Raw genomic sequence first — 19311 nt, 5'->3', positions numbered from 1 at the left:
GATTTACCGGAACAGGACGGAGTGACATGAATTTTACGCATCTTCACTCACATACAGAGTACAGTCTTCTGGACGGCTCGAATAAAATAAAGGAATATGTAGCCAGGGTAAAAGAACTGGGAATGGACAGCGCGGCCATCACCGATCATGGGGTGATGTACGGCGCTATTGATTTTTACAAGGAGTGCAGGGCGCAGGGAATCCGGCCGATTCTGGGCTGCGAGGTCTACGTGGCGCCGGGCTCCCGTTTTGACAGGGAACCCGGCGCAGGCAGCGACCGGTACTACCATCTGGTCCTGCTGGCGGAAAATAACCGGGGCTACGATAATCTGAAAAAGATCGTTTCACATGGATTTCTGGAGGGTTTTTACTATCGCCCGCGCGTGGATCTGGAGCTTCTGGAAAAATTTCACGAGGGAATTATTGCTTCTTCCGCCTGTCTTGCCGGAGAAGTCGCGGTCCATCTGACCCGGAACCAGTATGAAGAGGCGAAGGAAGCGGCGCTGCGCTATGATAAAATTTTCGGGCACGGCAATTTCTTCCTGGAGCTTCAGGATCACGGAATACCGGAGCAGCGGATGATCAATCCCCAACTGGTACGTCTGAGCCGGGAGACGGGCATCCCGCTGATCTGCACCAATGACTGTCACTATACCCGTGCGGAGGACGCGGAGGCGCATGATATCCTCCTCTGCATCCAGACGGGGAAAAAGCTTTCGGACGAGAACCGGATGCGTTACGAGGGCGGACAGTACTATGTAAAGTCCCCGGAGGAGATGGCAGAGCTGTTTCCTTACGCGCCGGAGGCGCTGGAGAATACCTGCAGAATTGCGGAGCGCTGCCATGTGGAAATCAGGTTTCACGAGCTGAAGCTGCCGAAATTCGATGTTCCGGAAGGGTATACCTCCTGGACATATCTGCAGGAGCTATGCCGGAAGGGATTGGAAGAGCGCTACCATCCGGTAACGAAGGAGATCCGGGACCGCCTTGACTATGAGCTGGAAGTCATACGGAAGATGGGGTATGTGGACTATTTCCTTATCGTCTGGGATTACGTCCATTTTGCCAAGATCCATGATATCATGGTCGGGCCGGGCCGTGGAAGCGCGGCAGGCAGCCTGGTCTCCTACACACTGGATATCACCGAGCTGGATCCGCTGAAATACAACCTTCTGTTCGAGCGCTTCCTAAACCCGGAGCGTGTTTCCATGCCGGATATTGATGTGGACTTCTGTTTCGAACGGAGGCAGGAGGTTATTGACTATGTGGTGCGGAAGTACGGGAAGGACCGGGTTGTCCAGATCGTTACCTTCGGAACGATGGCCGCGCGCGGCGTCATCCGCGATGTCGGAAGGGTGATGGATCTGCCGTATTCCCGCTGCGACACGATCGCCAAGATGATTCCCAATGAGCTGAATATTACGATTGACAAGGCGCTCGGCATGAATCAGGAGCTGAAGAAGCTCTATGAGGGCGACGAGGAAGTCCACAGGCTGATTGATATGGCACGGCGGCTGGAGGGCCTGCCCAGGCATACATCCATGCATGCCGCCGGCGTGGTCATTTCCTCCCGGCCGGTGGAGGAGTTCGTCCCGCTCTCCCGTGCCGCGGACGGCACGATTACAACCCAGTTTACCATGACGACACTGGAAGAGCTGGGGCTTCTGAAGATGGATTTTCTGGGCCTCCGCACGCTGACAGTTATCCAGGACGCACAGAAGCTGGCGGAGGAAAAGGAAGGAAAAAAGATCAGCCTCCGGGATATTGATTATAACGACCCGAACGTCATGGGGATGATCAGCGCGGGGAAATGCGAGGGCGTGTTCCAGTTGGAATCCGGCGGGATGAAGAGCTTTATGAAGGAGCTGAAGCCGTCCACGCTGGAGGACATTATCGCGGGAGTCGCCCTCTACCGTCCGGGTCCGATGGATTTCATTCCGCAGTACATCAACGGAAAGAGCCATCCGGAGTTGATACGCTATGACTGCCCGCAGCTGGAACCGATTCTCAAGCCGACCTACGGCTGCATCGTCTACCAGGAGCAGGTGATGCAGATCGTGCGTGACCTGGCGGGTTATACCTATGGGGGCAGCGATGTCCTGCGACGCGCGATGTCCAAAAAAAAGATCAAGGTGATGCAGGAGGAAAGGCAGAACTTTGTCTACGGAAACGAGGAGAAGAACATTCCGGGCTGCATCCGGAACGGAATCAGCGAGTCCGTGGCCAATAAAATATACGACGACATGATTGACTTCGCCAAGTATGCCTTTAATAAATCCCATGCCGCCGCCTACGCAATTGTTTCCTTCCAGACTGCCTGGCTGAAATACTACTATCCGGTAGAATTTATGGCCGCGCTGATGACTTCGGTGATCGACAATCCCGGCAAATGTGCGGAATATATTCTTCACTGCAGGCAGATGAAAATTGATATTCTGCCTCCGGACATCAACAGGAGCCGGGGAACCTTTTCCGTGGAGAACGGGAAAATACGCTATGCGCTGACAGCGGTGAAGGGGATCGGGAAACCGGTGATGGAAGCGGTGGAGCAGGAAAGGGAGAGAGGAGGCCCCTTCCGGAGCCTCCAGGATTTCTGCCAGCGCCTTTCCGGCAAGGAGGTCAACAAACGCACACTGGAAAATTTCATCAAGTCCGGGGCGTTTGACAGCCTGGGAGGAACCAGGAAACAGTATCTGCAGGTTTACAGCCTTGTGATGGATCAGGCCGCGGAAGAAAAGAAAAGCAGCATGACCGGGCAGATGAGCCTCTTTGATTTTATGACAGAGAAGGATCGGAAGAGCCTGGAGATCCGGCTGCCCGACGTGGGAGAATTCGACCGGGAGGAGAAGCTGGCATTTGAAAAGGAAGTGACCGGCATCTATATTACCGGACACCCGCTTCAGGAATACGAGGCCAGATGGAAGAAGCACATTACTGCGGTAACCACGGATTTCCAGCAGGACGAGGAGACCGGGCAGCCCCGCCTGGAGGACGGCGCCCACGTCACGGTCGGCGGCATGATTCTGGAAAAAACCATCAAATACACGAAAACAAATCAGACGATGGCTTTTTTAATTCTGGAGGACCTTCTCGGTACGGTAGAGGTGATCGTGTTTCCCAAAAGTTATGAGAAATACAGCCCTCTGCTGCAGGAGGATGCCAAGGTGTTTCTGTCCGGCCGGGTGTCCGGCGAAGAGGACAAGGCCAGCAAGCTGATACTGGAAAAGCTGGTTCCGTTTTCGGAAGTCTCTTCCGAGGTATGGCTGCAGTTTGCGGATAAGGAGGCGTACCGGCGGGAAGAACAGAACATTCAGACCCTTGCCGCCGGCAATCCGGGGAAGGACAGGCTGGTGATTTATCTGAAAAAAGAACGTGCGGTCAAGCGGCTTTCCGTGGGCATAGACGCAGATAACGGGAACGGAGCCCTAGGTGATTTTTACAGAATTCTGGGACCGGACAATGTTAAAGTCGTGTAAATGAACATTGAAAAGCACAGATAAATGCATTAAAATGCTATTCGAATGGGATCAAACGTGTATGGAGGATAAATCATGGCAGCGAAAAATGAGATCAAGACCATCGGTGTTCTGACTAGCGGCGGGGACGCTCCGGGCATGAATGCGGCCATTCGTGCAGTGGTCCGCAGGGCGGTCGGAAAAGGTCTGACAGCCAAGGGGATCCTGAAGGGCTATGAGGGATTGATAAACGAAGAGATCGTGGATATGGGTGCCAGAGACGTCTCCGATATTATCGGAAAGGGCGGTACGATTCTTCTCTCAGCCCGCTGCGCGGAAATGAGAACCGAGGAAGGTCTTCAGCAGGCAGCAGCCACCTGTAAAAAGCATGGCATCCAGGGACTGGTCGTGATCGGCGGCGACGGCTCTTTTGCCGGAGCACAGAAGCTGGCTAACCTGGGAATCAATACCATCGGCATTCCGGGAACCATCGACCTGGATATTGCCTGCACAGAATATACCATCGGATTCGATACAGCAGTAAATACCGCCATGGAGGCGATTGACAAGGTAAGAGATACCTCTACTTCCCATGAGCGGGTAAGTATTATTGAGGTTATGGGACGGAATGCCGGATATATCGCACTGTGGTGCGGTATCGCCTCCGGCGCAGAGGATGTGCTGCTCCCGGAAAAATATGATTATGACGAGCAGCAGATTATTAATCATATTATTGAGACAAGGAAAAAAGGAAAGAAGCACCACATTATCATAAATGCGGAGGGAATCGGTCATTCTCAGGCTATGGCAAAACGTATTGAGGCCGCTACGGGAATCGGGACCAGGGCGACCATCCTGGGTCACATGCAGCGGGGAGGGAGCCCTACCTGCAAGGATCGTATGTACGCGACCATTATGGGCGCCTACGCGGTAGACCTTCTGCTTCAGGGAAAGACAAAAAGGGTTGTCGCCTACAAAAACGGAGAGTTCGTAGACTTTGATATCAACGAAGCTCTTTCCATGAAGAAGTCACTGTCCGAATACGAAGTGGAGCTGGCCAAATCTCTGTCCTACAATTATGTGATGCGAGACTGAACAGGAATGGCAGAGACCTGCAGGAAACATGCGGTCTGTTGTACCGGGCAGGAGAAGAATCAGAACAGTATAAGTGCCGCCGGCAAGCAGGCTGCACGGGCTGCAATGCCGGTGCCTGTTTGCCGGCGGTTTTGCTGTCGGCGGAGATTCAGTGGGTGGCTGTGGCGGAACGCTTGAGATGCCGGGCTTGCGGAAGTGTTGCAGGTCATCAGAGTTCAGAAGACAGTTGCGGCGGAACGGCATGGCACAGCCGCAGAATATCCGGGAGTATTTATGGAAATGATTACATCTGCATCCAATGTACAGGTAAAAAAAATACGGGCGCTGAATTCCAAAGCAAAAATCCGCAGGGAAGAAGGTCTCTTTGTCGCGGAGGGAACCCGTCTGTTTCGGGAGATTCCCCCAATGCTTCGGGAGCATGTCTATGTTTCCGAGTCCTTTTACAGGGAACATGCGGACATTCTGAATGGGATCTGTTATGATGTTCTGGAAGAAAATCTGTTCCGCAGGGTCTGTGACACCAAAACGCCGCAGGGAATCCTTACTGTTGCAAAGATACCGGAATGGTCCAGGAACGACCTGCTGGACGCAGGCGGAAACGCCCCGCTGATACTGGTTCTGGAGGATTTGCAGGATCCCGGAAATGTAGGAACCATGATTCGGACGGCAGAGGCTGCCGGAGTGACGGGGGTCGTCGTCAGCACCGGAACTGCGGATCTGTATCAGCCAAAGGTGATTCGCTCCACCATGGGATCGATCTTCCGCGTTCCGCTCCGCCGGGAGGAAAACCTGGAGGAGACGGTACACTGGCTGAAGGAAAAGAAAATCCGTGTTTTCGGCGCCCATCTGAAAGGCAGCCAGAGCTATGCGGATCAGGATTACACGGAAGGCACGGCATTCTGCATCGGGAACGAGGGAAACGGACTGTCTGAAAAGCTGACCGGAATGCTGGACAGTAGAATCAGGATACCTATGGAGGGACAGGTGGAATCGCTCAATGCCGCGATATCCGCCGCTGTTCTGCTTTACACTGCCCACGCGCAGAGGACGGCGGGATATTCAAACCATTGACGGGCCGGGCGTTATGGACACTGCCTGCGTACAGCGGGCGGCGGGGATCCACACCATTGACGGATTGGACGGTATGGATACTGTCTGCACACAGAGAACAGCGGAATTTCCGGGAAACAGAGGAAACAGGAAGGGCTGACAAAAGCCGTCCGGAAGGAGATTTATCTCCGGAGCCGGAGGAAGCATCAGGAGGAGGAAAATACAGATGGATTTAACAGGACGCAGCTTTCTGACACTGAAAGACTATACACCGGAGGAAATTACTTATCTTCTGGATCTCTCCGCTCTTTTGAAGGAGAAAAAGAAAAAGGGAATCCGGGTCGATACCCTCCGGGGAAGAAATGTCGCTCTGATTTTTGAGAAAACAAGCACAAGGACACGCTGCTCCTTTGAAGTGGCCGCCCATGATCTTGGGATGGGAACAACGTATCTGGATCCGTCCGGATCACAGATCGGGAAAAAAGAGAGCATCGCCGATACAGCGCGTGTTCTCGGCCGCATGTACGAGGGAATCGAGTACCGGGGATTCGGACAGGAAATCGTGGAAGAGCTGGCAAAATATGCAGGGGTGCCGGTGTGGAACGGCCTGACCAATGAGTATCATCCCACACAGATGCTGGCGGATATGCTGACCATCCGGGAGCATTTCGGACAGCTGAAAGGAATCCGCCTGGTTTATCTGGGCGATGCCCGGTACAATATGGGAAATTCCTATATGGTCGCCTGCTCCAAACTGGGGCTGCATTATACTGCCTGCGCGCCGTCCAAGTACTTCCCGGATCAGAAGCTGGTGGACCAGTGCGAGGAATACGCGGAGGAGAGCGGGGGCAGCATTACACTTACGGAAAATGTGACAGCGGCTACCCGCGGGGCAGATGTGATATGCACCGACGTCTGGGTTTCCATGGGAGAGCCGGACAGCGTCTGGGAGGAGCGGATACAGGATCTGAGTCCCTATAAGGTGACAGCCGATGTGATGAAAAACGCGGGGAGCCAGGCTGTATTTCTGCACTGCCTGCCCTCTTTCCACGACCTGAATACCGGAATCGGGAAGAAAATTCACGAAAAATACGGTTTGAATGATATGGAAGTAACAGACGAGGTCTTTGAGTCTAAGCAGTCCCTGGTCTTTGATGAGGCGGAGAACCGCATGCACACCATCAAGGCCGTCATGGCCGCGACACTGGGAGCTTTCTGATGGGCGCACGGCTGAAGACGGAAGAGCTGGCGGCCTTTCTGTCCGGGACAGCGGGGAGCTGGGAGATTCATTATCTTGAGACCGTGGATTCCACCAACAGTTGGGCCAGGCAGGAAGCCAGGCAGGGTGCGCGGGACGGCGGCATTTATCTGACCGATTATCAGAGCGCCGGAAGGGGAAGACGGGGAAGATCCTGGGAGGTTCCCGCCGGTACCTCTGTGATGTTCAGCATTCTTCTGAGGCCGGATTTGGCGCCGGAGAATCTTTCTATGCTGACACTTGTCATGGGGCTCTCCGTGGCAGAGGGGATTCGAGCCGGGACAGGGCTGGATGCAGGGATCAAATGGCCCAATGATGTAGTTGTTAATGGAAAAAAAATCTGCGGAATCCTGACCGAGCTGGATACTGTTTCCCACAGTGTGATTATCGGCACCGGCATCAATGTCAATATGACTTCTTTTTCGGAAGAACTCCGGGAAAAAGCCACTTCGATTGCCGCGGAAACAGGCCGCAGCTGGAGCAGGGAGCAGACAGCCGGCCGGGTCATTGCATCTTTCGCGGAAAACTACCGGGTATTCGCCGGAACCGGCGATATGACAGGACTGAAGGAAGCCTATCAGAAGATTCTGGTCAACAGGGGAAAACAGGTGCGTGTACTGGATCCGCGCGCGCCGTTTACCGGGACGGCGCTGGGGATAGACGACAGGGGAGAACTTCTGGTAAAAAGGGCGGATAACGGCCGGGTGGAGACGGTTTTCTCCGGCGAGGTTTCGGTCAGGGGAATTTACGGATACGCGGTCTGAAATCCTGTTTTTTACACGGACGTCTCTGCACCGCTGCAAAGAATATGGATCTTGCGTGGACTTCCATGTTTTGATGCAGAAGATATAGAGCCTGCACGGGCTTCCATGTTTTGATGCAGAAGATATAGAGCCTGCACGGGCTTCCATGTTTTGATGCAGAAGATATAGAGCCTGCACGGGCTTCCATGTTTTGATGCAGAAGATATAGAGCCTGCACGGACTTTCATGTATCACTGCAGAAAAGACGGATTCCGCATGGGACAGAAAAACCGGGGGAAACTTCGGGACAGGAGAAAAAATGGATGATTATGTAGTGCTCTGCGGAGCCAATGCCTATACACAGAAATTTTATTTCAATCCGGCGTTTGACGTTCTTCCTCAGAGAGTAAAAGATGAGCTGAAGGTTGCCTGCGTCCTCTTCACGTCGGAAGTAGGGGGAATTCTCACCGTCGAATACGATAATGAGGGAAATCTCCGGCTCCGCACGGAGGCGGACGAGGTGGACGGAACCTACGATGATATCAACGCGAAGCTGAAAATTAAGGAGATGCAGGAGAAAAACAGGGAGCTGTTTGAGTCGCTGGAGCTGTTCTACCGTGTTTTTAATGGTATTGATCCGGAGAGTAAAAAGTGATTACAGTGCCAAAACCCGAAAACAAAATCACTGAGAGAAGCTTTTTATCAAAGCGTATTCTGCAGCATTCAGAGCAGCCGCAATTTCAATACAACAAAGTACAGCGGGAAAGGAAACAAATGAAAGGAATTCAGCTGGGGAAGGTTTTTATCGAATATCCTCTGGCTCTGGGGCCGATGGCAGGTGTGACAGACCTGCCTTTTCGTTTATTATGCAGGGAACAGGGGGCAGGCCTGGTGTATACCGAGATGGTCAGCGCAAAGGCAATCCTTTACAGGAATAAAAATACCGAAGAGCTGATGCGGTTACATCCGGCGGAACGGCCGGCTGCCCTGCAGCTGTTTGGAAGTGAGCCGGAATCCGTCGCGGAGGCAGCGGCAAGAATCGAGGACAAGCCGTTTGATATCCTGGATTTTAATATGGGATGTCCGGTTCCCAAGGTGGTAAATAACGGAGAAGGGTCCGCGCTGATGAAAAACCCGGAGCTGGCTGCGGATATTATCCGCGCGGTCGTCCGGAAAATACACAAACCGGTCTCTGTGAAAATCCGCAGAGGATTTGATCTGGAACACTGCAACGCGGTGGAAGTCGCGAAGAGGCTGGAGGACGCGGGAGCCTCTATGATTGCCGTTCATGGCAGGACAAGATCCCAGTTCTACTCTGGACGGGCGGACTGGGACTGCATCCGCAGGGTAAAAGAAGCGGTTTCGATCCCTGTCCTTGGAAACGGAGATGTGGATTCACCGGCTGCTGCGGAAAGAATGCTGGAGGAAACCGGAGCAGACGGAATAATGATCGCGCGGGCGGCGGAGGGAAATCCGTGGATTTTCAGGGATGTACGGACCTTTCTGGAAACCGGGGAAATCCCCGCACCGCCGTCTTTAACGGAGAAATACAGCCTGATCCTGCGCCATCTTTCACTGATGGAGGAATATAAGGGAGAGTATACAGCGGTTCATGAAATGCGGAAACATGCTGCATGGTACACATCCGGCATGCCGAATTCCGCCTCTTTCCGCAGGCAGGTCAATCAGTGTGAAAGCGCGGAAGAATTGCGCGGCCTGCTTCGTACTATTTTTCTGCAGCCGTCCGGACAGCAGCTTTAACGAACAGAGTGTCCGATTGAAGGCAGAGAAAAACGCGTATGGCGGGAACAGGGACTGTAAAGTCCGGAAAGGAGGGCGGCATTGCGCTTTTTCCATATTTCCGATCTTCATATCGGCCTGAAACTGATGAACAGGGATATGCAGGAGGATCAGGCTTATATTTTGAAAGAAATCGTCCGGCTGGCGGAAGAAAAAAAGCCTGACGCCGTGGTGGTGGCGGGGGATATCTATGACAGGGCGGTGCCCTCGGCGGAGGCTGTGGAAATTTTCAGCGGATTCACGGCGGATCTCATGCGGGCGGTCCCGGAAGCCGCCATTATGATGATCAGCGGCAACCATGACAGCGCGCAGAGAATCGACTGCTTCCGGAGTGTTTTGTCCCGTCAGAATCTTTATATGATCGGGACGCCGCCGCAGACACCGGAAGAATCTATTCAGAAGGTGACGCTTTGCGACAGTTATGGATCTGTCTGCTTTTATCTTCTTCCGTATGTCAGGCCGTCCATGGTAAAGGAGATTACCGGGACAGATCAGAACGGGAAACTTCTCACCTATCAGGAAACGATAAAGAGACTTCTGGCGCGAGAAAATTTAGATCCCTCTGTCCGCAATGTCCTGGTCAGCCATCAGTTTTACCTTCCGGCGGGAAAAACGGCAGACGAGGTGGAGCGGATGGATTCGGAAATCCGGACCGTGGGAAATATTGACCAGGTTTCGGCAGAGGTTCTGAAGCCGTTTGATTACGCGGCCCTGGGGCATATCCACAAACCGATGAAGGTCGGAAGCGAATATTACCGTTACTGCGGGACGCCGCTGGCCTGCTCGGTCAGTGAGGCAGGACAGCAGAAAGGAGTTATCCAGGTGGATATGGGGGAAAAAGGCAGGACGAAAACAGCCGTTCTTCCGCTGGTGCCGCTGCATCCGGTCCGTGTGATACGGGGGACGCTGGAAGAGGTTCTCGGACAGGGCTGCACGGATTATGTAACGGCAATCCTGACAGACCGGGTTGATCTGGATATTCTGGACATGCAGGACAGACTCCGGCTTGCCTTTCCCAATCTTCTGGAGATACGGCGGGAACGGAGAAGAAGTGTGGATTACCGCGCGTCCGTCTCGCGGGAAGCGGTCAAAAATCCCTATGAGCTCTGCTGCAGTTTTCTAAAAGACACAGACAGCGAGGAGAGGAAAATTCTCAGAGACGTTATCCGTACGGTACAGGAGGTGGTATAAATGCGCCCGGTCAGACTGATTATGCAGGCGTTTGCCTCCTACGGGAAAAAAACGGAGATTGATTTTACGCAGACCGGGCAGAACCTGTTTCTGATTACAGGGGATACCGGCGCCGGTAAAAGCACTATCTTTGATGCCATTGTCTTTGCCCTTTACGGGGAAGCCGGTTCGGCGGTGAACAGAAAAAACGGGCCGGAGCTGCAGAGCCAGTACGTCTCTCCTGCTGCCGAGCCGTTTGTCGAGCTCGCTTTTTCACAGAAATACGGGGAAAAAGAGGAAGTTTACACGGTTAGAAGAGTGCCGAGGCATATCCGTCCGCTGCGCAGGGGAACCGGATGGACAGAGGAGAGCGAATCGGTATCGCTTATTCTTCCGGATGGGAAAGAGTATCCCCGGAAGGAGACGGACGCTAAGCTGGTTGACATCATCGGGCTGACAAAAGAGCAGTTTATGCAGGTGGCCATGATCGCGCAGGGGGAGTTCATGGAGCTTCTGCGCGCGAAATCGGATGAGAAAAAGGTGATTTTCCGGAAGCTTTTTCACACGGAAATTTACAGCCGGATCACGGAGGAACTGAACAGGCGGAAGAAGGAGAAGGAGAAGGAAATTGCTGTTATCCGTACCGTTTGCCAGACGGAGGCGGCCCGCCTGGTCCTGCCGGAGACTTCGGATTCCGCGCCGGAAAACACAGAAAATTTGTCCGAAGAGCTGAGAGCGCTTCAGAAAAACATCGCGGAAGGAAAAGTCACTGTTCTGGAAGAATTCGTGGAGAAGCTGTCTGTGCTGACGGAACGGATGCGGGAGGAGGCGGAAAAGGCCTCTCAGGAGGCGGAGAGTGCGCAGACAGAGAGAGATGCCGCCAGAGACGCGCTGACAGAGGGAGAGAATCTTCGGAAGATTTTTGAGCAGAAAAGACAGGCGTCGGAAAGGCGGAAGGAGCTGTCGGGGCACAGGCAAAAGACAGAACAGGAAGAACAGCTGGCCGGAAGGATCATGGATGCCAGAGAGATCGCCGGAATCTGGAAGCGGCTGGAGGACAGTGTACAGGCGGACAGACAGACAAAGCAGAAGCTGGAGGAGGAGAGACAGAGGCTCCCGAAGCTTGCGGAGCAGGCAGGGCAGGCCGCGCGGAAGCAGGCGGCAGCAAAGGAAAGCATGGATGCGGCGCTTACGAATTACAGCCGGACCATGGAGCGTGTCAGAAAATCACTGGACGCTATCAGCCGGGAGGAAAAGGCACAGAAGCTTCTGGATGGAAAACGGGAAGAACTGAACCGGTCCAGGCAGATGGAACAGGCACATCGGGCGCAGCTTGAAAAACTGGGCGAGGAAGGGAATAAGAGAAGACAGGAACTCTCCCGTCTTGCGGGGGCGGAGGACCGGGCGGCGGAATGCAGGATCCGCATGGACGACAGGAAGCTTCTTCTGGCGGAATACCAGGAGTATCAGAAGGCAGAAAAAGAAGCCGGAGACCAGAAAAGAAAAGCAGAGGAATGCAGGGCGGCGTATGCCGGAATCCGCGAACAGTATGAGCAGAAAAATCAGGAATACGAGGCCATGCGAAGGAGCTTCCTGGATGAGCAGGCAGGTTTTCTTGCGCGGGCATTGGTGCCGGGAATGCCCTGCCCGGTCTGCGGTTCCAGGGAGCATCCGCATCCGCGGGAACTTTCGGGGCAGCACCGCAACATCACCAGAGAGACCCTGGACAGGGAAAACCGGATTCTCGGCGGGCTGCGGGAAGAGCAGGAAAAGGCAGCGGCCCGTGCCAGGGCTGCCGCCGGTGTTCTGGAGGAAAAGCAGCGTCAGTGTCTGCTGACAAGAAATAAGGTGAATGACCACCTGCAAAAAAACGGCGTTCTGCGGCAGGCCGAAAAACTTTCTCCGGAGCAGCTGCACGATCTGCTGCGGGAGGAACACAGCAGGCTGCTTGCGTTTCGGGACCGCTGTTTGCAGGAACTGCAGGAGCTGAAAAAACAGAAAGCGCAGGAGGCGGAAGCGGAAGAAAAAACAAAAACGCTCCGGGATTCCCTGGATCAGCTGGAGGGGAAAATCCGCAAATTGACCGGAGAGGTGTCTGCGGCGGAGGCGTTGGCGGACGGCCTGCGCGGAGGAAGAGACTTCGCTTCCAGAAAAGAGGCGGCAGAGGCGGGAAAGCAGGCGGAGGAAGAAAAGCGGAAGAAAGAAGTAAGCTGGAAACGCGCGGCAGAGGAGGCGGAGACAGACGCTGCCGCGAGAACCTCCTGCGAGGCGGGGATTCTCCAGCTGGAGCAGCGCATTCCTGCAGAAGAGGAGGAAATAAGAAAGCGCTCGGAAAGCTATCGGGAGATCTGCGGCAGGAAAAATCTGCCGGAGCCCCGGTGGAAAGAACTGGCGGGGCGGTACAGCGCAGAGGATGCTGAAGCGATGCGGAGGCAGGCGGAGCAATGGAGGCAGGAATATGCGGGAGCCTGCCAGCTGGAAGGAGAGGCGGAAAAGCAGATTGGCGGCAGGAAGATGCCGGATATGAAGAACCTTCGCGTGCGGGCGGCGCAGGCGCAGAACCGGTGCGACGCCGCGCGGCAGAGGGAAAAGACAGCAGCCGGCCTGTATGCGGGGAACCGGCAGGCCCTCCAGGCACTGCAGTCCGGAAAGGAAAAGAGGGAGGCCGTTATTCAGGAACACATCCGGCTGGATACGCTTTACCGGCTGGTTTCCGGAAATGTGTCCGGATCCCGCATGGATCTGGAAACCTTTGCGCAGCGCTATTACCTGGAGCGGATCCTTGCTGCGGCAAACCGGCGCTTCCAGGAAATGTCGGGCGGACAGTATGAGCTCCGGATGCTCGATGCGGAAAAGGCCGGCGTCGGAAAGAACAGAGGGCTGGACCTGATGGTGTACTCCACCGTCACGGGAAGAGAACGAGAGGTCCGCACGCTCTCCGGCGGGGAATCCTTTATGGCGGCGCTGTCCCTGGCTCTCGGCATGGCGGATCAGATTCAGGAGAACTCGGCGTCCATCCACCTGGATATGATGTTTATCGATGAAGGCTTCGGATCGCTGGATGACCGATCCAGGGACCAGGCCGTGCGGGTGCTGAAAGAAATGGCGGGCGGAAACCGGCTGATCGGCATCATTTCCCATGTCACGGAGCTGAAACAGGAGATCGACGACCAGCTGGTTGTCGTCAAGAAGGAGGACGGCAGCCATGTCCGCTGGCAGCTCAGCTGAAAAAAATCAGTGTATATGATGATATGGATTGTGCTATGATGGGGAATGTCCGGGCAGACATGAAAAACGCGGAATGCCGCCCGGCGATTACGGGATAATCATTTTTCAGAAAGGACTCCTATGCGAAAAACAAAAATTATCTGTACAATCGGACCTGCTTCGGATTCAGAAAAAATACTTACGCAGATGTGCAGGGCGGGTATGAATGTTGCCAGACTGAATTTTTCTCACGGCACACATGAGGAACATCTGGAAAAAATCAAGCGGATCAAAAAAGTCCGGGAACAGCTGAACCAGCCGGTGGCGATAATGCTGGATACCAAGGGGCCGGAATACCGGATCGGGGTTTTTAAGGATCACCGAGTGACGCTGCAGGAAGGACAGGAGTTCATCTTTACCACAGATGACATCGTCGGCGACGAGTCCCGCGTTTCGGTCAGCTACAAGGGGTTTGCGGATGATCTCACAGCGGGAGATACTATTCTGGTCAACAACGGGCTGGTGGTCTGCCAGGTGGAAAAGGTTGAGGGCTCCAATGTCATCACCAGAGTGACGGCGGGAGGCGTTCTTTCTGATAAAAAGAGCATGAACTTTCCGGGGAAGCTTTTGAAGAATGACTTCCTCAGCGAGCAGGACAAGAGCGACCTGCTGTTCGGCATCGAACAGGACGTGGATTATGTAGCCGCTTCTTTTGTTTCCACCAGGGAGGACGCGCAGGCAATGCGTGATTTCCTGGATGCCAACGGAGGCAAAGAAATTGATATTATCGCAAAAATCGAGAACCGTGCCGGTGTAGAAAACGTGGAGAAGATCTCAGAGGTCGTGGACGGCATTATGGTGGCCAGAGGAGACCTGGGAGTGGAGATCCCGTTTATGGAGGTGCCGAGCGTCCAGAAGGAGATCGTGTCAAAATGCCGTATGCTCGGAAAACGTGTCATTATCGCCACAGAAATGCTGGAATCCATGATCAGCAATGTGCGGCCGACCAGGGCGGAGATTTCCGATGTGGCGAACGCGGTTTATGACGGCGCTTCCGCGATCATGCTCTCCGGAGAGTCTGCCGCAGGCAAATACCCGGTGGAGGCGGTGAAAACCATGTCGGAGGTGGCGCGGTTCACTGAGGAACATATTGATTACACCAGCTGGTTCCGCCACACCGAGTTCGTGACAAGAGACAACCTGGATGCGATTTCCCACGCTACCTGCAACATGGCGATTGATGTCAAAGCCAAGTGCATTGTCGTAAACTCCAGAAGCGGACTGACCGCCCGCATGGTCAGCCGGTTCCGCTGTCCGGTGCAGATTATCGGAATGACGACGTCGCGGAAGGCATTCAACAAGCTTGCACTGAGCTGGGGCGTGCTGCCGCTGCTCTGCGAGGAATTTGAGTCCCTGGATGTGCTTCTGTATCACGCGCTGCAGCAGGCCAAGAAGGTGTTGAGCCTGAAGATGGGAGACAACGTGGTCCTGACCGGCGGCTCCATGGGAGGAAGACCCGGAACGACCAACATGATTAAGGTAGAAACAGTTCACAAAATCAGAAATTGAGCCCGCCTTGACAGCCGGACGCCCCGATGGTAGACTGAACCTGCATTAAGTGCAGTAAAATAGTAGGATTAAACGGCGGTTCTGCCCCGGTTTGTCTGTTGAGGTGAGGAAAAATGAAACTTAGCACTCGTGGAAGATATGGGCTTCGCGCGTTAATTGACCTGGCGGTTCATGAAACGGACGGCGCTGTCTCCGCGCAGAGCATTGCGCAGAGACAGAATATTTCGGAAAGCTATCTGGAACAGCTCATCCGGAAGCTGAAACAGGACGGTCTGGTGGACAGCGTCAGAGGCGCCGGCGGCGGGTATCGTCTGGCAAAGCCTGCGGAGGAAATCTCCGTCGGCAGCGTACTCCGGTCGCTGGAGGGGAACCTGGATGCCGTGGAATGTCCCGCTATCGAGGGAAATCCCTGTGACGGAGCGGATGCCTGCGTGACAAAATTTGTGTGGAAAAGGATCAACGATGCCATTTCGCAGGCAGTGGACGGCATCATGATTTCCGAGCTGGCGGAAGAGAGCCGCGCCCTGCTGGAAAAGCAGCAGGACAGGCAGGAGCCCGCAGAAAAGAGAACCTGCTGAAGCAGCTGCATAGAGAATTTCAGAAAGAATTCAGAAAGAACAGAGGTGGATCGGTATGCTGAATGACTGGCACGTTCACACCAGGTTTTCATCCGACAGCGAGGCAGATCCGGATGCCGTAATCCGGAAAGCGGTCTCGCTTGGCATGAGCAGAATCTGTATTACGGATCACTACGACATGGATTATCCGGGTGGAGAATTCCGCCTGGACACAGAGGAATATCTGAAAATGCTGGAGAATCTCCGGACAAAGTACGCGGACAGGATAGAGATCTGCCTTGGCGTGGAAATGGGCCTGCAGCCGGAGCTGAGCATCGGGGAGAGGGTTTACCGCTATATCAGCAGCTATCCCTTTGATTTTGCCATCGGGTCCGTCCATCTGGTGGACGGCAGGGATCCGTACGACAGGAAGGAAATCGATCTGACAGATGAGCAGCTTTACCGGCGGTATTTTGAGCTGGTGCTGGAAAATGTCAGAAAACCGCGGGGATATCAGGCGCTGGGACATCTGGATTATGTGGTTCGTTACGGGTATTCCAAGGCGGAACACTATTCCTATGAAAAATACGAGGATCTGATCGATTCCATCCTGATGGAAATCATCAACCGCCAGATTGCGCTGGAGGTCAACACGGCGGGGCTGCGCAGCGGGCTCGGATTCCCTAATCCGCATCCGGATATTATCCGCCGGTACCACAATCTCGGCGGCGATCTGATTACCGTTGGGTCAGATGCCCACCGGCCCGAGGATGTGGGATACGGTATGGATCAGGTCCGTGAGCTCCTTCTGGATCTCGGCATTCACTACGTCACAGAATACCGGCAGAAAAAGCCTGTCATGGTGCATCTTTAACCGGATGGGCGGTCCGGAACTTTTTTGCCGCCCCATCTGAGCAAAGGACTTGCATTTTGCCTTCCGGTTCGGTATTATATGAACGGAGTTGTTAAAGTTTAGACACAATAATGATTTAATTATGTGTAGGAGGAAATTTAATTATGGCAGTAAGAGTTGCGATTAATGGTTTTGGCCGTATCGGACGTCTGGCTTTCCGTCAGATGTTCAAAGCAGAGGGATTTGAGATTGTTGCGATCAACGATCTGACAAGCCCGGAGATGCTTGCGTACCTCCTGAAATATGATTCTTCTCAGGGCAAATACGCGAAGGCAGATACCGTTAGCTTCTCCGATCACTCTATCACTGTAGACGGACAGGAGATCGAGATCTACAAAGAGGCAGATGCTCATAATCTTCCCTGGAAGAAGCTGGACATCGACGTAGTTCTGGAGTGCACCGGATTCTACACATCAAAGGCTAAGGCACAGGCTCATATTGACGCCGGCGCTAAGAAGGTTGTTATTTCCGCTCCTGCCGGAAACGATCTGCCGACCATCGTTTACAATACAAACCATGAGACACTGACTGCAGAGGATGACATCATCTCCGCGGCTTCCTGTACAACCAACTGCCTGGCTCCTATGGCAAAGGCTCTGAACGAGCTGTGCCCGATCGAGTCCGGTATCATGGTTACCATTCACGCTTACACCGGCGACCAGATGATTCTGGACGGACCGCAGAGAAAGGGTAATTTCCGCCGCAGCCGCGCAGCCGCAGAGAACATTGTTCCCAACAGCACCGGCGCCGCAAAGGCAATCGGTCTTGTTGTTCCGGAGCTGAACGGCAAGCTGATCGGTTCCGCACAGCGTGTTCCGGTTCCGACAGGTTCCACCACCATCCTTACCGCTGTTGTTAACGGCAAGGTTACCGTAGACGAGATCAACGCGAAAATGAAAGCTTCCCAGACAGAGTCCTTCGGATATAACGAGGATCAGATCGTATCCAAGGATATCGTCGGAATGACCTATGGTTCTCTGTTCGACGCGACACAGACCATGGTTCTGCCCTGCGGCGAGGACAAGACAGAGGTTCAGGTAGTTTCCTGGTATGACAACGAGAACTCCTTCACCTCCAATATGTGCAGGACGATCAAATACTTCGCAAAATTCCTGAATAAGTAATTTTTCGATCGAAGACCTTGCGAGGGTCCGGCCCGTGGGACCGGGCCCTCGTTTCGGTTATGAAAAAATTGGTATTACAGGCAGTAAAGGAGTGAAAGTCATGGGATTAAACAAAAAATCTGTAGATGACATTAATGTAAAGGGACAGCGTGTGCTGGTCCGCTGTGATTTCAACGTTCCGCTCAAGGATGGAAAGATTACCGACGAGAACCGTCTGGTAGCCGCTCTTCCTACCATTAAAAAGCTGGTTGCCGACGGCGGTAAGATTATTCTCTGCTCCCATCTGGGAAAGGTGAAAACCGAAGAGGATAAAAAGACAAAGACGCTTGCGCCGGTGGCAGTCCGTCTCTCCGAGCTTCTCGGACAGGAAGTGAAGTTCGTACCCAGTCCCGTTGTTGTGGATGACAATGTCCGCGCGGCAGTGGACCAGATGAAGGATGGAGATATTATCCTTCTGGAGAACACACGTTTCCGCAAAGAAGAGACAAAGAACGAAGACGCTTTCTCCAAGGATCTGGCATCCCTGGCAGATGTCTTTGTCAATGACGCGTTCGGAACCGCCCACCGCGCGCACTGCTCCAACGTCGGCGTAACCAAATACATCAAGACCTGCGTCGTCGGATATCTGATGCAGAAGGAGATCAACTTCCTCGGAAATGCCGTAGAGAATCCGGTTCGCCCGTTTGTCGCCATTCTCGGCGGGGCAAAGGTTGCCGATAAGCTGAATGTTATCAACAACCTCCTGGAGAAATGCGATACGCTGATTATCGGAGGCGGCATGGCCTATACCTTCCTGAAGGCAAAGGGCTACGAAGTCGGAAAATCCCTTCTGGATGAGAGCAAGGTTGATTACTGCAGGGAAATGATTGAAAAAGCGGAGAAGCTGGGCAAGAAGCTGCTTCTTCCGGTTGATACCGTCTGCATTCCGGAGTTCCCGGACCCGATTGACGCCCCGGTCAAGACTGTTGTTGTGGATGCGGATAAGATTCCGGCGGATCAGGAAGGTGCGGATATCGGACCCAAGACCATTGCCCTGTACGCGGACGCTGTCAAGACCGCAAAGACCGTTGTCTGGAACGGACCGATGGGCGTATTCGAGAACCCGACTCTCGCTGCAGGAACCAAGGCTGTGGCAGCCGCTCTTGCGGAGACCGATGCGACCACAATTATCGGCGGCGGAGATTCCGCGGCTGCGGTTAACCAGCTCGGCTACGGTGACAAGATGAGCCATATCTCCACCGGCGGCGGAGCTTCCCTGGAATTCCTGGAGGGCAAGGAGCTTCCGGGAGTTGCGGCGGCGAACGACAAGGACTGAGTTCCGTCCGGCAGTTTACATAAAACTTAGTTTACTGCAAAGTTCTATACACGTA

General features: G+C 53.9%; 14 protein-coding genes. All 14 read left to right on the top strand.

Features of this window, described 5'->3' with window-relative positions:
• Positions 1-26 precede the first annotated feature (26 nt).
• The 14 genes from FYJ60_RS07270 to FYJ60_RS07205 all read left to right on the top strand — a co-directional run bounded on the left by FYJ60_RS07270 (position 27) and on the right by FYJ60_RS07205 (position 19256).
• Positions 27-3476, top strand: a complete 3450-nt coding sequence (locus FYJ60_RS07270; protein WP_154458003.1) for a DNA polymerase III subunit alpha — start codon at positions 27-29, stop codon at positions 3474-3476.
• Positions 3477-3551: 75 nt separating this feature from the next.
• A complete protein-coding gene (gene pfkA / locus FYJ60_RS07265) occupies positions 3552-4550 on the top strand; it encodes a 6-phosphofructokinase (protein ID WP_154458002.1) in 999 nt (332 codons plus the stop codon).
• Between the two features lie 273 nt (positions 4551-4823).
• Positions 4824-5621, top strand: coding sequence for a TrmH family RNA methyltransferase (locus FYJ60_RS07260; RefSeq protein WP_330579142.1), 798 nt, complete (start codon positions 4824-4826; stop codon positions 5619-5621).
• A 205-nt stretch (positions 5622-5826) separates the two neighbouring features.
• Positions 5827-6819, top strand: coding sequence for an ornithine carbamoyltransferase (gene argF / locus FYJ60_RS07255; RefSeq protein WP_154458001.1), 993 nt, complete (start codon positions 5827-5829; stop codon positions 6817-6819).
• Entirely contained in the window at positions 6819-7622 is an 804-nt protein-coding gene (locus FYJ60_RS07250; RefSeq protein WP_154458000.1) for a biotin--[acetyl-CoA-carboxylase] ligase, read from the top strand. The genes argF and FYJ60_RS07250 overlap by 1 nt, the downstream gene beginning before the upstream one ends.
• Before the next feature lie 298 nt (positions 7623-7920).
• Entirely contained in the window at positions 7921-8256 is a 336-nt protein-coding gene (locus FYJ60_RS07245; RefSeq protein ID WP_154457999.1) for a DUF6145 family protein, read from the top strand.
• A gap of 119 nt (positions 8257-8375) precedes the next feature.
• Positions 8376-9362 (top strand): tRNA dihydrouridine synthase DusB, encoded by a 987-nt coding sequence (gene dusB / locus FYJ60_RS07240; protein ID WP_154457998.1) that lies wholly within the window; start codon positions 8376-8378, stop codon positions 9360-9362.
• Between the two features lie 81 nt (positions 9363-9443).
• The gene (locus FYJ60_RS07235; protein WP_154457997.1) at positions 9444-10592 is read left to right on the top strand and encodes an exonuclease SbcCD subunit D; all 1149 of its coding nucleotides are present in this window, start codon (positions 9444-9446) and stop codon (positions 10590-10592) included.
• On the top strand, positions 10593-13799 hold the full coding sequence (locus FYJ60_RS07230) for an AAA family ATPase (RefSeq protein ID WP_154457996.1): 3207 nt from the start codon (positions 10593-10595) through the stop codon (positions 13797-13799).
• Positions 13800-13919: 120 nt separating this feature from the next.
• Positions 13920-15347, top strand: coding sequence for a pyruvate kinase (gene pyk / locus FYJ60_RS07225; RefSeq protein WP_154457995.1), 1428 nt, complete (start codon positions 13920-13922; stop codon positions 15345-15347).
• A 113-nt stretch (positions 15348-15460) separates the two neighbouring features.
• The gene (locus tag FYJ60_RS07220) at positions 15461-15925 is read left to right on the top strand and encodes an RrF2 family transcriptional regulator (RefSeq protein WP_154457994.1); all 465 of its coding nucleotides are present in this window, start codon (positions 15461-15463) and stop codon (positions 15923-15925) included.
• Positions 15926-15980: 55 nt separating this feature from the next.
• A complete protein-coding gene (locus FYJ60_RS07215) occupies positions 15981-16778 on the top strand; it encodes a histidinol-phosphatase HisJ family protein (RefSeq protein WP_154457993.1) in 798 nt (265 codons plus the stop codon).
• A gap of 143 nt (positions 16779-16921) precedes the next feature.
• Complete coding sequence (gene gap, locus FYJ60_RS07210) at positions 16922-17941, top strand: type I glyceraldehyde-3-phosphate dehydrogenase (RefSeq protein WP_154457992.1); 1020 nt, start codon at positions 16922-16924, stop codon at positions 17939-17941.
• 100 nt (positions 17942-18041) lie between these two features.
• Positions 18042-19256, top strand: coding sequence for a phosphoglycerate kinase (locus tag FYJ60_RS07205; protein ID WP_154457991.1), 1215 nt, complete (start codon positions 18042-18044; stop codon positions 19254-19256).
• Positions 19257-19311 lie beyond the last annotated feature (55 nt).

The organism is Bilifractor porci (assembly GCF_009696005.1).
Taxonomy (GTDB): domain Bacteria; phylum Bacillota; class Clostridia; order Lachnospirales; family Lachnospiraceae; genus Bilifractor; species Bilifractor porci.
The sequence above is the reverse complement of the archived record's forward strand: the minus strand, read 5'-3'. Positions and strand labels throughout refer to the sequence as shown.

What these genes read in the sequence shown, in the direction of transcription:
- FYJ60_RS07270 (WP_154458003.1), top strand. Translation starts at nt 27, where the DNA reads ATGAATTTTACGCATCTTCACTCACATACAGAGTACAGTCTTCTGGAC.
- pfkA (WP_154458002.1), top strand. Translation starts at nt 3,552, where the DNA reads ATGGCAGCGAAAAATGAGATCAAGACCATCGGTGTTCTGACTAGCGGC.
- FYJ60_RS07260 (WP_330579142.1), top strand. Translation starts at nt 4,824, where the DNA reads ATGGAAATGATTACATCTGCATCCAATGTACAGGTAAAAAAAATACGG.
- argF (WP_154458001.1), top strand. Translation starts at nt 5,827, where the DNA reads ATGGATTTAACAGGACGCAGCTTTCTGACACTGAAAGACTATACACCG.
- FYJ60_RS07250 (WP_154458000.1), top strand. Translation starts at nt 6,819, where the DNA reads ATGGGCGCACGGCTGAAGACGGAAGAGCTGGCGGCCTTTCTGTCCGGG.
- FYJ60_RS07245 (WP_154457999.1), top strand. Translation starts at nt 7,921, where the DNA reads ATGGATGATTATGTAGTGCTCTGCGGAGCCAATGCCTATACACAGAAA.
- dusB (WP_154457998.1), top strand. Translation starts at nt 8,376, where the DNA reads ATGAAAGGAATTCAGCTGGGGAAGGTTTTTATCGAATATCCTCTGGCT.
- FYJ60_RS07230 (WP_154457996.1), top strand. Translation starts at nt 10,593, where the DNA reads ATGCGCCCGGTCAGACTGATTATGCAGGCGTTTGCCTCCTACGGGAAA.
- pyk (WP_154457995.1), top strand. Translation starts at nt 13,920, where the DNA reads ATGCGAAAAACAAAAATTATCTGTACAATCGGACCTGCTTCGGATTCA.
- FYJ60_RS07220 (WP_154457994.1), top strand. Translation starts at nt 15,461, where the DNA reads ATGAAACTTAGCACTCGTGGAAGATATGGGCTTCGCGCGTTAATTGAC.
- FYJ60_RS07215 (WP_154457993.1), top strand. Translation starts at nt 15,981, where the DNA reads ATGCTGAATGACTGGCACGTTCACACCAGGTTTTCATCCGACAGCGAG.
- gap (WP_154457992.1), top strand. Translation starts at nt 16,922, where the DNA reads ATGGCAGTAAGAGTTGCGATTAATGGTTTTGGCCGTATCGGACGTCTG.
- FYJ60_RS07205 (WP_154457991.1), top strand. Translation starts at nt 18,042, where the DNA reads ATGGGATTAAACAAAAAATCTGTAGATGACATTAATGTAAAGGGACAG.